The organism is Aeromicrobium sp. Root495 (assembly GCF_001426755.1).
Classification (GTDB): domain Bacteria; phylum Actinomycetota; class Actinomycetes; order Propionibacteriales; family Nocardioidaceae; genus Aeromicrobium.
On record NZ_LMFJ01000002.1, the window covers coordinates 524,609 to 540,427 of the forward strand.

The 15,819-nt window shown below is 71.6% G+C and carries 18 protein-coding genes; 12 read left to right on the top strand and 6 right to left on the bottom strand.

Annotation, left to right across the window (positions count from 1 at the left end; genetic code table 11):
- The first annotated feature begins 148 nt into the window (after positions 1-148).
- The 7 genes from ASD11_RS16625 (at position 149) to ASD11_RS18320 (ending at position 8,135) form a co-directional block, all read left to right on the top strand.
- Positions 149-607, top strand: coding sequence for a MaoC family dehydratase (locus tag ASD11_RS16625; protein ID WP_056290151.1), 459 nt, complete (start codon positions 149-151; stop codon positions 605-607).
- 1 nt (position 608) lies between these two features.
- Positions 609-1,826, top strand: a complete 1,218-nt coding sequence (locus ASD11_RS16630) for an acyl-CoA dehydrogenase family protein (protein WP_056290154.1) — start codon at positions 609-611, stop codon at positions 1,824-1,826.
- The gene (locus ASD11_RS16635; protein ID WP_200940198.1) at positions 1,823-2,650 is read left to right on the top strand and encodes an SDR family oxidoreductase; all 828 of its coding nucleotides are present in this window, start codon (positions 1,823-1,825) and stop codon (positions 2,648-2,650) included. The genes ASD11_RS16630 and ASD11_RS16635 overlap by 4 nt, the downstream gene beginning before the upstream one ends.
- Before the next feature lie 22 nt (positions 2,651-2,672).
- Positions 2,673-3,056 carry a hypothetical protein gene (locus tag ASD11_RS16640; RefSeq protein ID WP_056290155.1) on the top strand — a complete coding sequence of 128 codons (384 nt, stop codon included), beginning with the start codon at positions 2,673-2,675 and terminating at the stop codon, positions 3,054-3,056.
- Positions 3,057-3,066: 10 nt separating this feature from the next.
- On the top strand, positions 3,067-3,837 hold the full coding sequence (gene map / locus ASD11_RS16645) for a type I methionyl aminopeptidase (protein ID WP_056290158.1): 771 nt from the start codon (positions 3,067-3,069) through the stop codon (positions 3,835-3,837).
- Positions 3,838-3,917: 80 nt separating this feature from the next.
- Positions 3,918-5,552, top strand: a complete 1,635-nt coding sequence (locus ASD11_RS16650) for a hypothetical protein (protein ID WP_056290160.1) — start codon at positions 3,918-3,920, stop codon at positions 5,550-5,552.
- A gap of 84 nt (positions 5,553-5,636) precedes the next feature.
- Positions 5,637-8,135: a zinc-dependent metalloprotease family protein gene (locus tag ASD11_RS18320; RefSeq protein WP_056290162.1), complete on the top strand. Its 2,499-nt coding sequence runs from the start codon at positions 5,637-5,639 to the stop codon at positions 8,133-8,135.
- Here the strand turns inward: ASD11_RS18320 and ASD11_RS16660 are convergent.
- From ASD11_RS16660 to ASD11_RS16675, 4 genes are read right to left on the bottom strand one after another with little or no spacing between them, the layout of a single operon-like run.
- Entirely contained in the window at positions 8,132-9,559 is a 1,428-nt protein-coding gene (locus tag ASD11_RS16660) for an amidase (RefSeq protein ID WP_056290164.1), read from the bottom strand. The genes ASD11_RS18320 and ASD11_RS16660 overlap by 4 nt on opposite strands.
- A gap of 10 nt (positions 9,560-9,569) precedes the next feature.
- The gene (locus ASD11_RS16665; protein ID WP_056290167.1) at positions 9,570-10,157 is read right to left on the bottom strand and encodes a PsbP-related protein; all 588 of its coding nucleotides are present in this window, start codon (positions 10,155-10,157) and stop codon (positions 9,570-9,572) included.
- Between the two features lie 9 nt (positions 10,158-10,166).
- Entirely contained in the window at positions 10,167-10,850 is a 684-nt protein-coding gene (locus tag ASD11_RS16670; RefSeq protein WP_056290170.1) for a TetR/AcrR family transcriptional regulator, read from the bottom strand.
- Positions 10,851-10,896: 46 nt separating this feature from the next.
- On the bottom strand, positions 10,897-11,361 hold the full coding sequence (locus ASD11_RS16675) for a hypothetical protein (RefSeq protein ID WP_156464857.1): 465 nt from the start codon (positions 11,359-11,361) through the stop codon (positions 10,897-10,899).
- Positions 11,362-11,430: 69 nt separating this feature from the next.
- Here ASD11_RS16675 and trhO point away from each other — a divergent pair, with 69 nt between their 5' ends.
- Positions 11,431-12,315 (top strand): oxygen-dependent tRNA uridine(34) hydroxylase TrhO, encoded by an 885-nt coding sequence (gene trhO / locus ASD11_RS16680; protein ID WP_056290175.1) that lies wholly within the window; start codon positions 11,431-11,433, stop codon positions 12,313-12,315.
- Between the two features lie 24 nt (positions 12,316-12,339).
- Here trhO and ASD11_RS16685 read toward each other — a convergent pair whose 3' ends face one another.
- On the bottom strand, positions 12,340-12,822 hold the full coding sequence (locus ASD11_RS16685; RefSeq protein ID WP_056290177.1) for a hypothetical protein: 483 nt from the start codon (positions 12,820-12,822) through the stop codon (positions 12,340-12,342).
- Positions 12,823-12,924: 102 nt separating this feature from the next.
- Between ASD11_RS16685 and ASD11_RS16690 the strand changes: the two genes are divergently transcribed.
- From ASD11_RS16690 to ASD11_RS16700, 3 genes are read left to right on the top strand one after another with little or no spacing between them, the layout of a single operon-like run.
- Positions 12,925-13,293, top strand: a complete 369-nt coding sequence (locus tag ASD11_RS16690; protein ID WP_056290179.1) for an ArsR/SmtB family transcription factor — start codon at positions 12,925-12,927, stop codon at positions 13,291-13,293.
- Positions 13,290-13,769: an SRPBCC domain-containing protein gene (locus ASD11_RS16695; RefSeq protein ID WP_056290182.1), complete on the top strand. Its 480-nt coding sequence runs from the start codon at positions 13,290-13,292 to the stop codon at positions 13,767-13,769. The genes ASD11_RS16690 and ASD11_RS16695 overlap by 4 nt, the downstream gene beginning before the upstream one ends.
- The gene (locus ASD11_RS16700; protein WP_056290185.1) at positions 13,766-14,320 is read left to right on the top strand and encodes a maleylpyruvate isomerase N-terminal domain-containing protein; all 555 of its coding nucleotides are present in this window, start codon (positions 13,766-13,768) and stop codon (positions 14,318-14,320) included. Before ASD11_RS16695 ends, ASD11_RS16700 begins: the two co-directional genes overlap by 4 nt.
- Here the strand turns inward: ASD11_RS16700 and ASD11_RS16705 are convergent.
- A complete protein-coding gene (locus ASD11_RS16705) occupies positions 14,286-15,254 on the bottom strand; it encodes an AraC family transcriptional regulator (RefSeq protein ID WP_235503387.1) in 969 nt (322 codons plus the stop codon). The two genes, ASD11_RS16700 and ASD11_RS16705, sit on opposite strands and share 35 nt — an antisense overlap.
- Before the next feature lie 94 nt (positions 15,255-15,348).
- Between ASD11_RS16705 and ASD11_RS16710 the strand changes: the two genes are divergently transcribed.
- A complete protein-coding gene (locus ASD11_RS16710) occupies positions 15,349-15,804 on the top strand; it encodes an anthrone oxygenase family protein (protein ID WP_056290187.1) in 456 nt (151 codons plus the stop codon).
- Positions 15,805-15,819: the final 15 nt, after the last annotated feature.

Below are 15,819 nucleotides of genomic sequence, written 5' to 3' on the forward strand. Positions count from 1 at the left end.
ACGGACGCCAGCTCACCGCCCGGGTTAAGACAGGTGACAGGCTCACCGCCCGGGGCGGGGCGCGGGCGGACCTAGCCAGTGGCCTCGGGGGCGGCTAGGGTGCCAGGTAAGCAAGCGCTTAGTTGTACCCACACCGGAGGAGTCCCGCATGCCCCGCGTCTTCGAAAGCCTCGACGAGCTGAAGTCCGCCGTCGGAACCGAGCTCGGCACGAGCGACTGGATCACCGTCACCCAGGAGCAGATCAACACGTTCGCCGACGCCACGGGCGACCACCAGTGGATCCACGTCGACCCCGAGCGCGCCGCCGACGGCCCGTTCGGCACGACGATCGCCCACGGCTACCTCACCCTCTCGCTGCTGCCCGTCTTCGGCGCCGACATCTACGAGGTCCGCAACATCGCCATGGGCGTCAACTACGGCGCCAACAAGGTGCGCTTCCCCAACCCCGTCCCGGTGGACTCGCGCCTGCGCGCCACCGCGACGCTCAAGGAGACCGCCGACATCCCGATCGGCACCCAGGTCACCATCACGTTCGTGGTCGAGCGCGAGGGTGCGGAGAAGCCCGCCGTCGTGGCCGAGGTCGTCTACGTCTTCGCGGCGGCCTGACATGGACTTCCTCCACGACGCCGAGACCAACGCGCTCCTCGAGCGCGTCCGTGAGTTCATGGACGCCGAGGTGTTCCCCCGCGAGGCCGAGCTCAAGCAGCAGCTCGAACAGAGCGTGAAGGACGACGTGTGGTCGTTCCCGCAGGCCATCCTCGACGTCCGCGAGAAGGGCAAGGCCGCCGGTCTCTGGAACTTCGCGCTCCCGGGCGCGCCCGAGGAGGGCGGACTCACCAACCTCCAGTACGCCCCCATCGCCGAGCTCACGGGCCGCAGCATCCAGCTCGCGCCCCAGGCCTTCAACTGCGCGGCGCCCGACACGGGCAACATGGAGGTGCTGCACATGTTCGGCACCGACGAGCAGAAGGAGCGCTGGCTCAAGCCCCTGCTCGCCGGTGAGATCCGCTCGGCCTTCGCCATGACCGAGCCCGACGTCGCGTCGTCCGACGCCACCAACATCCAGATGAGCATCGTCCGCGACGGCGACGAGTACGTCATCAACGGACGCAAGTGGTGGATCACCGGCGCCATGAACCCGGCGTGCGAGGTCTTCATCGTGATGGGCAAGACCGACCCGTCGGCCGACCGTCACCGCCAGCAGTCGATGATCCTCGTCCCGCGCGACACCCCCGGCCTGGAGATGGTGCGCGGGATGCACGTCTTCGGCTATCACGACCGCGACCACGGCGGGCACGCCGAGCTGCGCTTCACCGACGTCCGGGTGCCGGCGTCCAACCTCATCGCCGGCGAGGGAGAGGGCTTCGCCATCGCGCAGGCCCGACTCGGGCCCGGCCGCATCCACCACTGCATGCGCTCCATCGGCCTCGCCGAGCGCGCGCTGGAGATGATGGTCCGTCGCGCCACGCAGCGCGAGACGTTCGGCAAGGCGCTCGCTCGCCAGGGTGTGGTGCAGGACTGGATCGCCGAGTCGCGCGTCCAGCTCGAGCAGCTGCGCCTGCTGTGCCTCAAGGCCGCCTGGCTCATGGACACGCAGGGCAACCGTGCGGCCCACACCGAGATCCAGGCCATCAAGATCGCGACGCCCAAGACGGTGGAGTGGATCCTCGACAAGGCCATCCAGGTGCACGGCGGCGGCGGGCTCAGCCAGGACTACCCGCTCGCCGAGATGTTCGCCGGCATCCGGACCCTCCGGTTCGCCGACGGCCCCGACGAGGTGCACAAGGCGGCCCTGGCCCGGGCCGAGATCAAGAAGTACCTGTGACCGTGGACCTGCAGGGCCGGGCCGCCGTCGTCACCGGTGCGGGCGGCGGCATCGGTGCGGCGTTCGCGCGACGTCTGCTGGAGGAGGGCGTGGCCTCGGTCGTGCTCGCCGACATCGACGACGACCTCCTGGACGCGGCGGCCGACCCGCTGGCGGAGGAGTTCGGCGAGGAGCGGGTGCTGCGCCGAGCGGTCGACGTCACGAGCGACCTCGGCGTCGGTGCGCTCCTGCAGACGTCGCCCGGCCCCGTCGACCTCTTCGTGGCCAACGCGGGCGTCTTCCGCGGGTTCGGCCTCGAGGCGTCGCCCGACGACTGGCAGCTCTCGTGGGACGTCAACGTCATGGCGCACGTCGTGGCGGCCCGGACGCTCGTCCCGGAGTGGGTGGCCGACGCCCGTGAGGGCGGGCGCGGCGGCATCTTCGTGAGCGTCGCGTCGGCGGCCGGGCTGCTCACCCAGCTGGGCTCGCCCACGTACTCCGCCACCAAGCACGCTGCCCTCGGCCTCGCCGAGTGGCTCGCCGCCACCTACGGCGACCAGGGCGTGCAGGTCTGTGCCGTGTGCCCCATGGGGGTGCGCACCGCCATGCTCGAGGAGGGCGAGACGAGCGAGGTCCCCGACGCGCGCCTGGGCATGAGGTCGGTCGTGAGCGCCGGGGAGCCGGTGGAGGCGTCGGCGGTGGCCGACGCCGCGCTCCAGGCGCTGGCCGAGGGTCGTTTCCTCGCCCTGCCCCATCCGGAGGTCGACCGCATGCAGCAGCAGAAGGCCGCCGACCGCGACCGCTGGATCAGCGGCATGCAGCGCTTCCGCTCCAGCCTGGAGTAGGCGACGGCGCTAGGGTCGGGTCATGGGTGTCTGGGCAGGGCGGATCAAGGTCGCGGCGGTCGCGCTGGCGGTCGTCGTGGCGGTGTGGATCCTCGACCGGCTCGCCGACGTCGAGTGGCCCGAGGGGGCCGTGCCCGTCGTCCGCGCCGTGCTGCTCGTCGCGGCCGTGGCCATCGCCGGCATCGCGTACCAGACCTGGAGCACCAACCCTCCGCGCACGCCGCTCGTCGTCTCCTCGATGATCGTGTCGCTGGTGGGTGGCGCAGCCTTCGCCTCCGCCGTCACGTCGGCCCCCAGCGGCGAGGTGCTCACGAGCGGACCGCTGCCTGTCGTGGGCGTGGTGGCGCTGGTCTTCGCGGTCGTCGCCCTCACGGCTGAGTCCTCGAAGCGCTCACCCACCACCTAGGCTGGGTCGTATGGCCATCGAGCTCAGGACCCCCGCGCAGATCGAGGAGATGCGTCCCGCCGGACGCTTCGTCGGCGAGGTGCTCACCGCCCTCGTCGAGGCGGCCGACGTCGGCGTCAACCTGCTCGAGCTCGACGCCCTGGCCCACCGCATGATCACGGACCGCAGGGCCGAGTCCTGCTACATCGACTACGCGCCGTCCTTCGGCCGCGGACCGTTCGGCAAGGTGCTCTGCACGTCCGTCAACGACGCCGTCCTGCACGGGCTCCCGCACGACTACACGCTCGCCGACGGCGACCTCGTGAGCCTCGACTTCGCGGTCTCGGTCGACGGCTGGGTGGCCGACTCGGCCGTCAGCGTCGTGGTGGGGACCCCGCGCGAGGAGGACCTCACCCTCATCGACGCCACCCGGGAGGCACTCGACGCCGCCATCGCGGTGGCACGTCCCGGGAAGAAGATCGGCGACATCAGCGCCACCATCGGTGAGGTGGCCCGATCCCACGGCTACCTGGTCAACACCCAGTTCGGGGGCCACGGCGTGGGCCGCACCATGCACGGCGACCCGCACATCTCCAACGACGGTCGCGCCGGTCGTGGACTGCCGCTCAAGCCGGGCCTCGTCATCGCCATCGAGCCCTGGCTGCTCCACACCACCGACGAGATCCGCATGGACGACGACGGCTGGACCATCCGCAGCGCCGACGGCTCGCGCGGCGCCCACAGCGAGCACACCATCGCCATCACCGACGGCGACCCCATCATCCTCACTGCACGCGTTTGACCTCGCAGATCCGTCGTCGCCCGTAGTCTCGGAAGGCCGCGGGACCGACGGGTCCCGCCGGGAGAGCAGGGGAGAACGCGATGTCGGGCCGCGCCAGGAACATCCGGTCGCTGACGGTCGTCGCCGCCCTGGTGGTCGCGACGCTCGTCGGCGCAGCACCGGCGCCGGCCGCGGAGCCGCAGCCGACCGTGCGCACCACTGCCGACGGGTCCACCACCCTCCGCGACCCTGCGCTGTCGGACGAGGACACCCGCACCGTCGAGGGCGTGCTGCGCGAGGTCGTCACCGAAGGGGCCTCGGACCAGGCTCCGGTCATCACGACCGACGACGGCGACATCATCCCGGTCGACCTCGGCACCGAGGTCCCGCAGTCCGACGCTCCCGTCACCGCCGAGCTGGTGGAGGGCCCGGCGCTCGACGCCGCCCTGGGCGGTCGGGCCGCAGCGCCCGTGCAGGTCGAGTCGGCCCGCGTCGGCACGGCCGCGGTCGCGGCGGCCGTCACCAGCCACCGCGCCTACGTGGCCGTCGTGACGAACAGCGGCTCGAGCAACCTCGAGCCGTCGCCGACGCTCGAGGCCGGGGTGGACCGGGGCCTGGCGTACTGGGCCACCGAGTCCGAGGGGGCCATCTCCTCCTTCACCCGGCCCGCCGCCACGGTGCGGTTCCGGTCGTCGCTCGACGCAACCCGGCGCTGCGGCTTCACCGGCGCCGACGCCCTGTGGAACGAGGCGGCCAGACGGTTCCCCGCCGTCGACTTCAACGCGAGCGGCAACCACCTCGTCGTCATCGTCTCTGACGGCTGCAGCGGCACCGGGCTCGGCACGTTCGGGTCGTCCCTCGCCAGCGGGGGACTCGTCACGATGGCCCAGACGCCGTCGGTCTTCCCCATGACCATCGCCCACGAGCTGGGCCACAACGTGGGCCTGGACCACGCCAACTTCTGCGCGGCCGGGTGCTCGGCGCCGTCCGAGTACTGGAACCTCTACAGCGTGATGGGCCTCGCTGTAGCCGGTGGGACGGCGTACCAGCCGGCGTCGCTCGACAGCGTGTACCGCTCGCAGCTGGGCGTCACGACGCCCGGTGAGGTCGGCGTGGTGTCGGCCGGTCAGAGCGTCACGCGATCCCTCGCGTCCCGGGGCTCCGTGAGCGGGCTGCGCGCCCTCAAGGTCAAGGCCGGCACCACGACCTACTGGGTCGAGTGGCGTGACGGCACTGGGCGCGACGCCGCGTCCTTCTACGCCGCCGCCGACGGTCAGGGCATCGGCGGACGCAGCTTCCCCGACGGCGTGACGGTGACCCGACGGACGGCCGGGACGAGGTCGAGCGCCCTGATGGCCAGGAGCACCCGGTCCGGCTCCTACCAGGGTGGCCAGTCGTTCAAGGCCGGCCCGGTCACCGTGAGGGTGGACTCCATCGGGACCTCGGCGGTCGTCTCGACGACGGTGCTGCGGACGTTCACGACCAAGACTCCGACCATCGTGGGGGTGCGCAAGGTCGGCAGGACGCTGCGGGCCTCGACCGGCACGTGGAGCCCCACGCCGACCTTCTCGTTCCAGTGGTACGCCGACGGCAAGGCCATCTCGAGGGCGACCCGCTCGACCATCACGCTGACCAGGGCCCAGAAGGGCAAGCGCATCACCGTGTGGGTGACCGGGCGCAGGTCGGGCTACCTCACCGTCAAGAGAGGCTCGGCCAGGACCGGCACGATCGGCTGATGCCGACTGCCTGTTTCCTGCCCCGCTGGACTCCCGTCGTCGTACTCTCGACTGGGTAGCTCGGGGGAGCTGGGAGATCTGACCATGCGCAGCACGCGCACGTCCCGACGACGCATCGGAGTCGTCGCAGTCCTCGTCGGGCTGTCCGCGGGTGTCATGGCGCCGGCGTCGGCCGCGCCGGCCGCCGCCGATCCCACCGTCTCCACGGCCTCGGACGGCACGGTGACCTACCGCGACGCCGAGCTCCTGGACGATCCGACGACGACGGTCGAGGGACTCCTGCGGACCGTCGTCCAGGAGGGCGAGCACGGCGAGAGCCGCGAGACCACGGTCATCACGACGGACGACGGCACCGTGGTGCCGGTGGCACTCGACGACCGCGTCGATCGCACCGAGGCTCCGGTCGTGGCGAGGCTCGTGGACGGCTCCGACCTCGACGCAGCCCTCGACGGTCGACGGGCCGACCCGGTCGACGTCGCGTCGGCCCGCGTCGAGCCCGCTGTCGCTGCTGCTGCTGTGGCGCCGGCCCCGCAGCGCGCCTACGTGGCCGTCGTGGCCAACAGCGGGAACAGCGACCTCGACGCAGACGCCACCCTGGAGGCGCGGGTCGACCCGGCGCTCCAGTGGTGGGAGACGGAGGCCGACGAGGCCATCACGTCGTTCGACCGCGCCGGCGGCACCCGGCGCTACACGTCGTCGATCAGCGACACGACCCTCCGCTGCGGCCTCGGCAACCCGGGCCCGCTGTGGACCGAGGCTGCTCAGCAGTTCCCGGGGGTCAACTTCAACGTCGCGGGCAACCACCTCGTCGTCATCGTGTCGAGCACGTGCGCCGCGTCCGGCCTGGGCATCGGGACCATGGGGACGTCGATCTCGGACGGTGGCCTCGTCACGGTGAAGCAGGGCGCCGACACGTTCATGGCGACGCTCGACCACGAGCTCGGGCACAACTTCGGGCTCGACCACGCCAGCTTCTGCGACCCGGGCTGCACGTCGCCCGACGAGTACTGGAACGTCTACAGCGTCATGGGCTTCGGCGTCTCCGGATCGACGTGGGGCCCGCCGGCCCTCGACTCGGTCTACCGCGCCCAGCTGGCCGTCACGGACGCGGGCGAGATCGAGAAGGTCGGCCTCGGGCAGTCCGTCACGCGCAGCCTCGCACCGCGGTCGTCGGCCTCGGGGCTGCGAGGCATCGAGGTGACGGACGGCTCGACGAGCTACTGGGTCGAGTGGCGCAACGGGTCCGCGCGTGACGCCAACACGTTCTACCAGGCGTCGGTGACGGACGGCTACGTCCTCAGCAGCAGCCGCAGCTACCCCTACGGCGTCACGGTGACGCGGCAGGCCACGGGGACGCGGGACGAGACGGCGCTCATGGCACGGGACGCAGGCGGGGGGAAGTACCCGGGCGCCTACGCCGCCGGCCAGACCTTCACGGCGGGCCGCGTGAGCGTCACGGTCAACAGCATCGGGAGCGCCGCGAGCGTCACGGTCGCGAACACCGAGGACGCGCCGACCACGATCGGGACGCCCGCGGTGACGGGGACGCCGAAGGTGGGCGTGCCACTCACCGCGACCGAGGGGACGTGGAGCCCGACGCCGACGGCGTACACGTACCGATGGCTCGCGGACGGCGTCGTCATCGCGGGAGCCACGGCGCGGACGTACACGCCCGACGCGGCCCGACTGGCACAGCGGATCAGCGTCGAGGTGACGGCGATCCGTTCCGGGACCACGCTGGGGAAGGCGACGTCGGCCGGGGTCGGCCCCGTCGCCTCGGGGACGTTCACGCCAGGAACGCCCACGGTCTCGGGAACGGCCAAGCTGGGGGCGACGCTCACGGCCTCGACCGGCACGTGGACGCCGGCCCCCGACAGCTTCACGTACCAGTGGCTCGCCGACGGGGTGGCCGTCAGCGGGAGCACCGGGAAGACCTTCGTGCCCCGTGCTGCCCAGGTGGGAAAGAACATCGCCGTCCGCGTCTCGGCGGTCCGTCCCGCCTACGTGTCTGCGCCGCGGACGTCGGCCGAGACGGTGCAGGTCGCGCCGGGCGACCTCGTGAGCGGCACGCCGTCGACGTCGGGGACGGCGAAGGTCGGCTCGACGCTCACGGCGGCCAGCGGCGCCTGGTCGCCGACCCCGGTCTTCTCGTACCAGTGGCTCGCCGACGGATCGCCCGTGGCAGGCGCCACCGCGGCCACGTTCAGGCTGACGGCCGCGCAGCTCGGCAAGAGGATGAGCGTCCGGGTCCAGGGCGCCCTGACCGGGTACGTCACGGCGTCGCGCGCGTCGGCCCAGACCGGTGCCGTCGTCGCAGGCACCCTGAAGCCGGCGACGCCCAGGATCATCGGCACGGCGAAGGTCGGGAAGAGGCTGACGGTGTCCCGAGGCACCTGGAGCCCGACGCCGACGTTCAGCCAGCGGTGGTACGCCAACGGCGTGGCCATCTCCAGGGCCACCGGCTCCTCCTTCACGCTCACCAGGGCCCAGAAGGGCAAGACCATCACGGTCAAGGTCACGGGCCGGAGGTCCGGCTACACCACCGTCTCCAGGACGTCGGCCAGGACGGCCAAGGTCGGCTAGCGGCCGAGGTCGGCGACGGGCCACGGACCCGCGACCCGCTCCACCTGCGCCGCGAGGCTGAACAGCGGGCCGTCCTCGCCCGGTCGTCCGGCCAGCATGACGCCGACCGGCAGGGCGGGTCGCTCGGCCGTGGCCTCGGTGACGTGCAGCGGAAGGCTCACGGCCGGGACCCCGGCCATGTTGTAGACCGCGGTGTACGGGGTGAAGAGGAGCTCGCGCCGATGGTCCTCGGCGGGGTCGCCGGACTCGTTGAACCACTCCACGGGCTGGGGCGGCAGGGCGAGGGTGGGCGTCAGCCACACGTCGAAGTCGCGCATCGCCGTCAGGAGCGCCCGCGTGGTGGCCTCGAGGTACTGCAGCGCACCGGCGAGCTGCGGGCCTGTCACCTCTCGCCCACGCTGCAGCCAGTACCGCGTGTTGGGGCGCAGGACCTCGAGCGCCTCGTCCGGGACCGGCGCTGCTGCCATGCCGCTGGACCAGACGGCGTTGAACTGCGGCTCCAGCTCGGGCGGGAAGGGATTGTCGACGTCGACCACCTCGTGACCGAGCGAGGCGAGCAGCCGGCTCGTCTCCTCCCAGGCCGCCACCGACTCCGGCGAGGCCTCGATGCCCGGCAGGTAAGGGGTGGACCAGCGGGCCACCCGCAGCCGTCGCGGCTCGCGGCCGGCCCAGTCGACGAACGGCGTGGTCGGATCGGGCAAGGGACGGAGGTCTCCCGGCATGGGGTGGGCCATGGCGTCGAGGAGTGCCGCGGCGTCGCGCACGGTCCGTGACAGCGGCCCGTCGCCCGCCAGGCCGCTCCAGTCGCTGCCCAGCGGTCCGGCGCTCACCCGTCCACGGCTCGGCTTGAATCCGACGATGCCGCAGCAGCTGGCCGGGATGCGGAGGGATCCTCCGCCGTCGCTGCCCTGAGCCACCGGGACGAGGCGCGCCGCCACGGCCGCGGCCGCACCGCCGCTCGAGCCACCGGCGTTCCGGGTGAGGTCCCAGGGGGTCCGGGCGGGGCCGACCAGGTCGTTGTCGGTGTACGAGGACAGACCGAACTCCGGGGTGTTGGTCTTGCCCAGGCTGATGAAGCCGGCTCGTCGGACGAGCGTCACCGCGTTGGCGTCGACCTGCGGGACGTTGTCGCGCATGAGGACGGATCCCATGGTCGTGCGCACGCCGGCCGTCGCGTTGAGGTCCTTGAAGGCGGTGGGCACGCCCGCGAAGACGGGTACGTCGTCTCCGCGGGCGCGCCTCTCGTCGACGGACCTGGCCTCGGCGAGCGCGGCCTCGTCGGTGACCGTGACGAACGCGCCGAGCTGCTGGTCGAACGCGGCCACGCGGTCGAGGTGGTGCTGCACGAGCTCGACCGACGAGACCTCACCGCTCGCGAGGAGGCGGGCCTGGTCGTGCGCGTCGAGGGCGTGCAGCTCGGTCACGCCTCGCGCCTCAGGACTTCCAGGACCAGCTGGCGGCGACGGACTCGGCGATCTCCTGCTGCTCGGCGTCCGGGCGGTCCTCGGAGTAGCTGAACGTGACGACGTAGCCGTTGTCGCCGTGGGCGACGTAGTACTGGCGCTGGTCGATCTTGTTGGAGCCGACCTTGGCGGTGTACGAGATGACGGTGGCGTCGTCGCCGTCGAGGGAGACGGGGTCCTCGACCTTCATGTTCTCGGTGGAGAGCATGGCGAGGCCCTTCTTGGCCGCGTCGGCGCGGTCGTCGAGGTCCTGGAAGTTCGCGATGGCGGGGTCGGAGACGACGTTGACGTTGTCGGTGAACCCGTCCTTGTCGTTGGGGTCGGCCGCGAGCACCTCGAAGTTGACCGAGGGCATGGCGGAGGCGTCCTTGGCCTCCCAGCCGTCGGGCGCGTTGAAGGTGAAGTCGTCGGCGCTCTGCTCGGCGCCGGTGGCCGCGGCCGCGGTGGCCTTCGAGTCGCCGGACGTGTCGTCGGAGGACTTCTTGTCATCACCCCCGCCGCAGGCGGTGAGGGCGAGGGAGGCGGTCAGGGCAACAGCGGCGATGCGCGTACGGGTCATGACATCACCCTAGGGCCCCTTGACCGAACGGACGAGTCCGACGACGTCGTCCACGACGCCCCTGACCACCGGCACGCGCGTGAGTCGCAGGAGCCGATCGATGAGCGGCACGGCACGCTCGACGAGCTCGCGCGTCCGTCTCTGGTCGGGACTCCGGTCGTGCACCCAGAACAGGACGACGCCCATCTGCAGGAGCCACATGAGCTCCGGGAGCTCCTCGCGCAGCGCCTTGGACACCTTGAGGTCGGAGCCGTCGATGGTGGCCCGGTGGATCTGGACCGCGGCCTCGCGGGCCGGCGTGGACGCCTCGCTGAAGGGGGACAGCGGGCTGGTGGGCTCGGCGGCGTTCTTGAAGAACGTCCCGGCGAACTCGTGGTACTCCGAGGCGATGTCGACCCACGCCGAGAGCACCGCCCGCAACCGGTCGCTGTACGCAGTCCTGCCCTCGAGGCCCTGGAGCGCCTCCGCCGCCGCGGCGGCATGAGCCTCCTGGAGCTGGTCGTAGAAGGCCTGGACCAGGTGCTCCTTGGAGCTGAAGTAGTAGTAGGCGTTGCCCGCAGAGACGCCGGCCTGCTGTGCGACGGCCCGCATCGTCGTCCCGTCGTATCCGTGGGAGCGGAAAAGGTCCAGGGCCGCGTCGAGGATGGCGGCCCTGGTCTGGCGGGCCTTCTCCGTCGCCGGCGTCTCAGTCACCCGGTCAACCTATCCGGGGGTCCGGGTGTCCCGCTCGTCCTGGCGCTCACCTCTGCGGGTAGGCGGCGTAGGTGGCCGGGCTGACGGCGGTGGACTGGTAGGTCGGGGCTCGGTGGTTGCGACGCATGGAGGTGAAGACGCCCAGGTTGACGAGGTGCACGATGCCCAGCACCAGCAGGACCGAGCCGATCTTCACGCTCACTGCGGTGATCATGTCGGCCGCACCGTCCTGCTGTCCGCCCGTCCGCAGGAAGAGCAGCACGAAGCCGAGGTTCAAGAGGTAGAAGCCCACCACGAGCAGCTGGTTGACGGCGTCGGCGAGGCCCTCGTTCTCCTCGTACACGTCCCGGAGGAAGACCGCTCCGTTGCGGGACAGCGTGCGGGCCACCCAGATCGTGACCGGGACGGCCGTCACGAGGTAGACGAGGTATCCCACGAGGGTCCAGTCGATCCCGCTCGGTGGGGCCGCAGCAGGGCCGACGATTGCTTGAACGTGTTCAAAAGTAGTCATGGACCGACCATAGACCAAGAGTTGAACATGTTCAACTCGCGGACGGGGTCACGTCGCTAGGATGCTCGGGTGGGCACGCCGAAGGTCATCCTCTTCTACGCGTTCGCGCCCCTTCCGGACCCGGACGCCGTCCGCCTGTGGCAGCACACGCTGGCCTCGTCCCTGGGCCTGAAGGGCCGCGTCATCATCTCTCGGCACGGCATCAACGGGACGCTCGGCGGCGACGTGCTCGAGCTCAAGAAGTACGTCAAGGGACTGAGGTCGTTCGCGCCCTTTCGCGGCACCGACATCAAGTGGAGCGCGGGCGAGGCGCTGCCCGACGGCTCGTCCGCCCTCTTCCCCCGGCTGAGCGTGAAGGTCCGCGACGAGATCGTGACCTTCGGGGCCGTGGGCGAGCTCGAGGTCGATGCCGACGGCGTCGTGGGCGGTGCGCCGCGACTCACTCCCGAGGAGCTGCACGCCCTCGTCGAGCGTGAGGACGTGGTCTTCCTCGACGGCCGGAACAGCGTGGAGGCGCAGGTGGGCCGGTTCAAGGGCGCGGTCGTGCCGGGCGTCGAGGCCACGCGCGAGTTCGTCGACGTGCTCGAGTCCGGCGCGCTCGACCACCTCAAGGACAAGACCGTCGTCACGTACTGCACCGGCGGGATCCGCTGCGAGGTCCTGACGCCTCTGATGCGCAACCGGGGGTTCACCGACGTCTACCAGCTCGACGGCGGTATCGCCCGCTACGGCGAGGCGTACGGTGACGACGGCTTGTGGGAGGGCTCCCTGTACGTCTTCGACGCCCGCGACACCGTGGAGTTCTCCGACCACGCAGCGGTCGTGGGTCGGTGCGACCACTGCGGGACCCCCACCAAGGACGTGGTGGACTGCGCCGACGGCGGATGCGTGCGCCAGATGGTCCGGTGCCCCGCCTGTGCGACGACAGACCACCGCTGCGACCGGCCCCGCTGATGGACCGTCCCGCGGCGGCGAGGCTCAGCGGCCGCCGAGGTGACGCTGCATGGCGACGTTGAGCTCGGCGACGACGGATGACACCTGCCGGGCCACGAAGTCGTTGAGCCGGTGGCGCAGACTCTCGCCGGGCTCGGGCAGGAGCTCGTCGAGGCGCACCTCGAGCCGGCGGTCGGTGCCTTCGCGGTCGATGAGGAGGTCGGTGACGTCGGCGCCGCCGAGGGCCGGCCACACCGTGACGCGGAGGTCGATACCCACCTCGGAGGCCGAGCGGGACCGGGCCTGCACGAGCGTGGTGATGGATCCGGCGGCCGGGCGCCGGTAGCCCGCGGGCGGGTCGGCGCGGTGGGCCGGGTCGTCGTCGGCGAGCACCTCGAACTCGTGCACGAGGGGCCTGGAGATCTGTCGTTCGGCAGTGCGCACGAGGAGGGCCTGGAGCGTGCGGGCGGCGTCGTCGAGCTGGGCGTAGGTCAGCCCGCCTCGTCCGTCCAGCAGCTCGTCGTCCATGGGGCCAGCATGCCAGACCTTGATCAACCAGATGGTTGACAACGAGCCCGGCGGGATCGTACCGTTGATCAACCAGAAGGTTGACGACGAAGGAGGCGGGAGATGGCCGACCAGCTCTCCCAGTTGTTCGCGGCCCTCGCGGACCCCACCCGGCGTGACATGGTCGCGCGGCTCGCGGTGGCCGACGCCACCGTCGGCCAGCTCGCCGAGCCGTACGACGTGAGCCTCCAAGCGGTCTCCAAGCACCTCAAGGTGCTCGAGTCCGCCGGCCTCGTGACCCGTGGTCGCGCGGCACAGACCCGCCCCGTCCATCTCGAGGCGAAGGTGTTCGACCTCATGACCAAGTGGATCGAGCGGTACCAGCAGCAGGCCGAGGAGCGCTACCAGCGCCTCGACGCGGTGCTGGACGCCATGAACGGCCCAGCAGACGGAACAGTGCAGACCGACCCGCAGGAGGGGACAGCATCATGAACGCACCGACGAGGCACGCAGGAGTCCAGGTGGAGGCGCCCGACGACGCCCCCGTCATCCTCATGACCCGAGACTTCGCGGCCACCCCCGCGCAGCTGCGCCGGGCCCACCTCGACCCCGAGATCTTCGCCCGGTGGATCGGCCCCAAGGGCTACGTCACCGAGATCGACCGCTGGGACGCGCGGACGGGAGGCAGCTGGCGCTTCACGCACCAGGGGCACGGCTTCTTCGGCAGCTTCCACGAGGTCGGCCACGACCGGCTCGTGCAGACGTTCACGTGGGAAGGGATGCCCACCTCCGTCTCGGTCGACACCCTGACCTTCGAGGACCTGGGCGACGGCCGGACGCGGCTGCGCACGAAGTCGTTCTTCGAGAGCTTCCCCGCCCGTGACGGCATGCTGTCGAGCGGCATGGAGGGTGGCGTGAGCGACGGGTACGAGAAGCTCGACGACCTCCTCGCCGACGGCGCGCTGTGACGGCCGCTGAGCGCCATCGCGACGTGGCCGGGCGGTTCGCCGGCCACGTCGCGGCGGTGACCGACTGGGATGCGCCTGTTCCCGTCGACGGCTGGGTCGCGCGTGACGTGGTGGCCCACCTCGTGGAGTGGCTCCCGGGGCTGCTCGCGGCCGACGGCGAGGAGCTGGGCGCGGTTCCGCCCGTCGCCGACGGCCCCGTGGCCGCCTGGACGGCTCATGCCGCGGCGGTCCAGGCGCTGCTCGACGCACCCGACGCCGATCGGCCGTTCACGCACCAGCACCTCGGAACGTTGCCGCTGGAGGATGCGATCGACCGTTTCTACACGTCCGACGTCTTCATGCACACGTGGGACCTCGCCCAGGCCGCAGGCAGGCCCTCGGGCCTGCCCGAGCTCGAGTGTGCCGAGATGCTCGCGGGCATGGAGCCTCACGACGCGATGCTCCGGTCCTCGGGTCAGTACGGACCGCGCGTCGAGGTGCCTGGCGACGCCCCCGCCGAGGAGCGCCTCGCCGCGTTCATCGGGCGAGACCCGCAGTGGCGCTCGCGCTGACGGCTCGTCGCGCGGCGCGGTGCTGCGCCGGGCTGATCCCGCGCACGCGGGAGAAGGCGGCGCTCAGGGCGAACGGCGTGCTGTAGCCGACCTGGCGGGCGATCGAGCCGATCGTCGCGTCGGTGCGATCGAGGAGGTCGGCGGCGAGTGCGAGCCGCCACGACGTCAGGTGCGCCATGGGTGACTCGCCGACGACCTCGCTGAACCGGCGGGCGAACGCTGAGCGCGAGGTGCCGGTCGCGCGGGCCAGGGACTCGACGGTCCAGGGGTCGGCGGGCCTCTGCTGGACGAGGCGCAGCGCCTCGCCGACCACGGGGTCGGAGGCGGCTCGGTACCAGCCAGGTGCCTCGTGCTCCGCCGACGCGAGCCAGGCGCGCACGACGCCGAGCACCACGAGGTCGAGGAGCCGATCGAGGAAGACGTCCTGGCCGGGGGCGTCGCGCTGCACCTCGGCGCACAGCAGGTCGACGAGGTCGGCGCTCCAGTCGGCCCGGCGCAGGACGAGGCGCGGCGGCAGGGCCAGGAGCAGGCGCTCGCTCACGGCGGTGGCGGTCTCGTACGTACCGGTGACCAGGACGTCGCGGCCGGCGGGGTCGTTGCCCCAGCTGCGCGTGGCCGGATCGAAGAGGAGCTCCTCGGTGAGCGAGCGACCCGACGCGTCGAGACACACGCCGCCCGGGTCGATGAAGACCTGCGGCGAGGTGCCGGGGGCGTCGGCGACGGTGTAGTGGTCAGGGCCGTGGGCCAGCAGGACGTCACCCGGCCCCAGGAGCACGGCCGGCTCGTCGTCGGCCACCACCCACGCCTGGCCGCTGACGACCACCGCGACCGAGAGCGGGGCCTCGTCGCGGATCCGCAGCGACCACGGCGGGTCGAAGACGGACCGGATCAGGAACGCGCCGTTGGCCCGCGTCCCGTCGAGGAGCCCGCCCACGATGTCTATCCGTGGAGCGTAGCCGAGACGATGGCGTATGTCAGCAGGCGATGAGACCATGGATCGTCCCGCTCATCCGCGGTGTCATGGAGTCATGACCCGCACGATGCTGCTCATCGCCACCCTGTCCTCCGGCCTCGTCGCCGGCTTGTTCGCAGCGTTCTCTTACGCCGTCATGCCCGGGCTGCGCCGCGCCGACGACGCCGCCTTCGTCTCGGCCATGCGGGGCATCAACCACGCGATCCTCAACCCGGTCTTCGGCGTCCTGTTCGCCGGAGCACTCATCGCCTCGGGAGCGGCAGCGTTCCTCGCACGGGACCTCCCCGACGTCCGGGTCTGGGTGCTCGTCGGCGCGGGTTTCTACGTGCTGACGCTCGTGATCACGATGGCCGTGAACGTCCCCCTCAACGACGCGCTGCGCGACGGATCCGGCTCGGCCGCGCACCTCCGGGCGCAGTTCGAGAACACGTGGACGGCGTGGAACGTCGTCCGGGCCGTCACGAGCTGCTGCGCCTTCGCGTCCCTGGCCGTCGCCTTCGGCCGCCTCTGACCCCTGCCGTCGCAG

Bases quoted from the DNA above. Each gene is read 5' to 3' on its own strand.
- ASD11_RS16640 (WP_056290155.1), top strand. From the start codon at position 2,673: ATGGGTGTCTGGGCAGGGCGGATCAAGGTCGCGGCGGTCGCGCTGGCG.
- ASD11_RS18320 (WP_056290162.1), top strand. From the start codon at position 5,637: ATGCGCAGCACGCGCACGTCCCGACGACGCATCGGAGTCGTCGCAGTC.
- map (WP_056290158.1), top strand. From the start codon at position 3,067: ATGGCCATCGAGCTCAGGACCCCCGCGCAGATCGAGGAGATGCGTCCC.
- ASD11_RS16650 (WP_056290160.1), top strand. From the start codon at position 3,918: ATGTCGGGCCGCGCCAGGAACATCCGGTCGCTGACGGTCGTCGCCGCC.
- ASD11_RS16630 (WP_056290154.1), top strand. From the start codon at position 609: ATGGACTTCCTCCACGACGCCGAGACCAACGCGCTCCTCGAGCGCGTC.
- ASD11_RS16665 (WP_056290167.1), bottom strand. From the start codon at position 10,157: ATGACCCGTACGCGCATCGCCGCTGTTGCCCTGACCGCCTCCCTCGCC.
- ASD11_RS16695 (WP_056290182.1), top strand. From the start codon at position 13,290: ATGAACGCACCGACGAGGCACGCAGGAGTCCAGGTGGAGGCGCCCGAC.
- ASD11_RS16675 (WP_156464857.1), bottom strand. From the start codon at position 11,361: ATGACTACTTTTGAACACGTTCAAGCAATCGTCGGCCCTGCTGCGGCC.
- ASD11_RS16625 (WP_056290151.1), top strand. From the start codon at position 149: ATGCCCCGCGTCTTCGAAAGCCTCGACGAGCTGAAGTCCGCCGTCGGA.
- ASD11_RS16710 (WP_056290187.1), top strand. From the start codon at position 15,349: ATGACCCGCACGATGCTGCTCATCGCCACCCTGTCCTCCGGCCTCGTC.
- ASD11_RS16685 (WP_056290177.1), bottom strand. From the start codon at position 12,822: ATGGACGACGAGCTGCTGGACGGACGAGGCGGGCTGACCTACGCCCAG.
- ASD11_RS16690 (WP_056290179.1), top strand. From the start codon at position 12,925: ATGGCCGACCAGCTCTCCCAGTTGTTCGCGGCCCTCGCGGACCCCACC.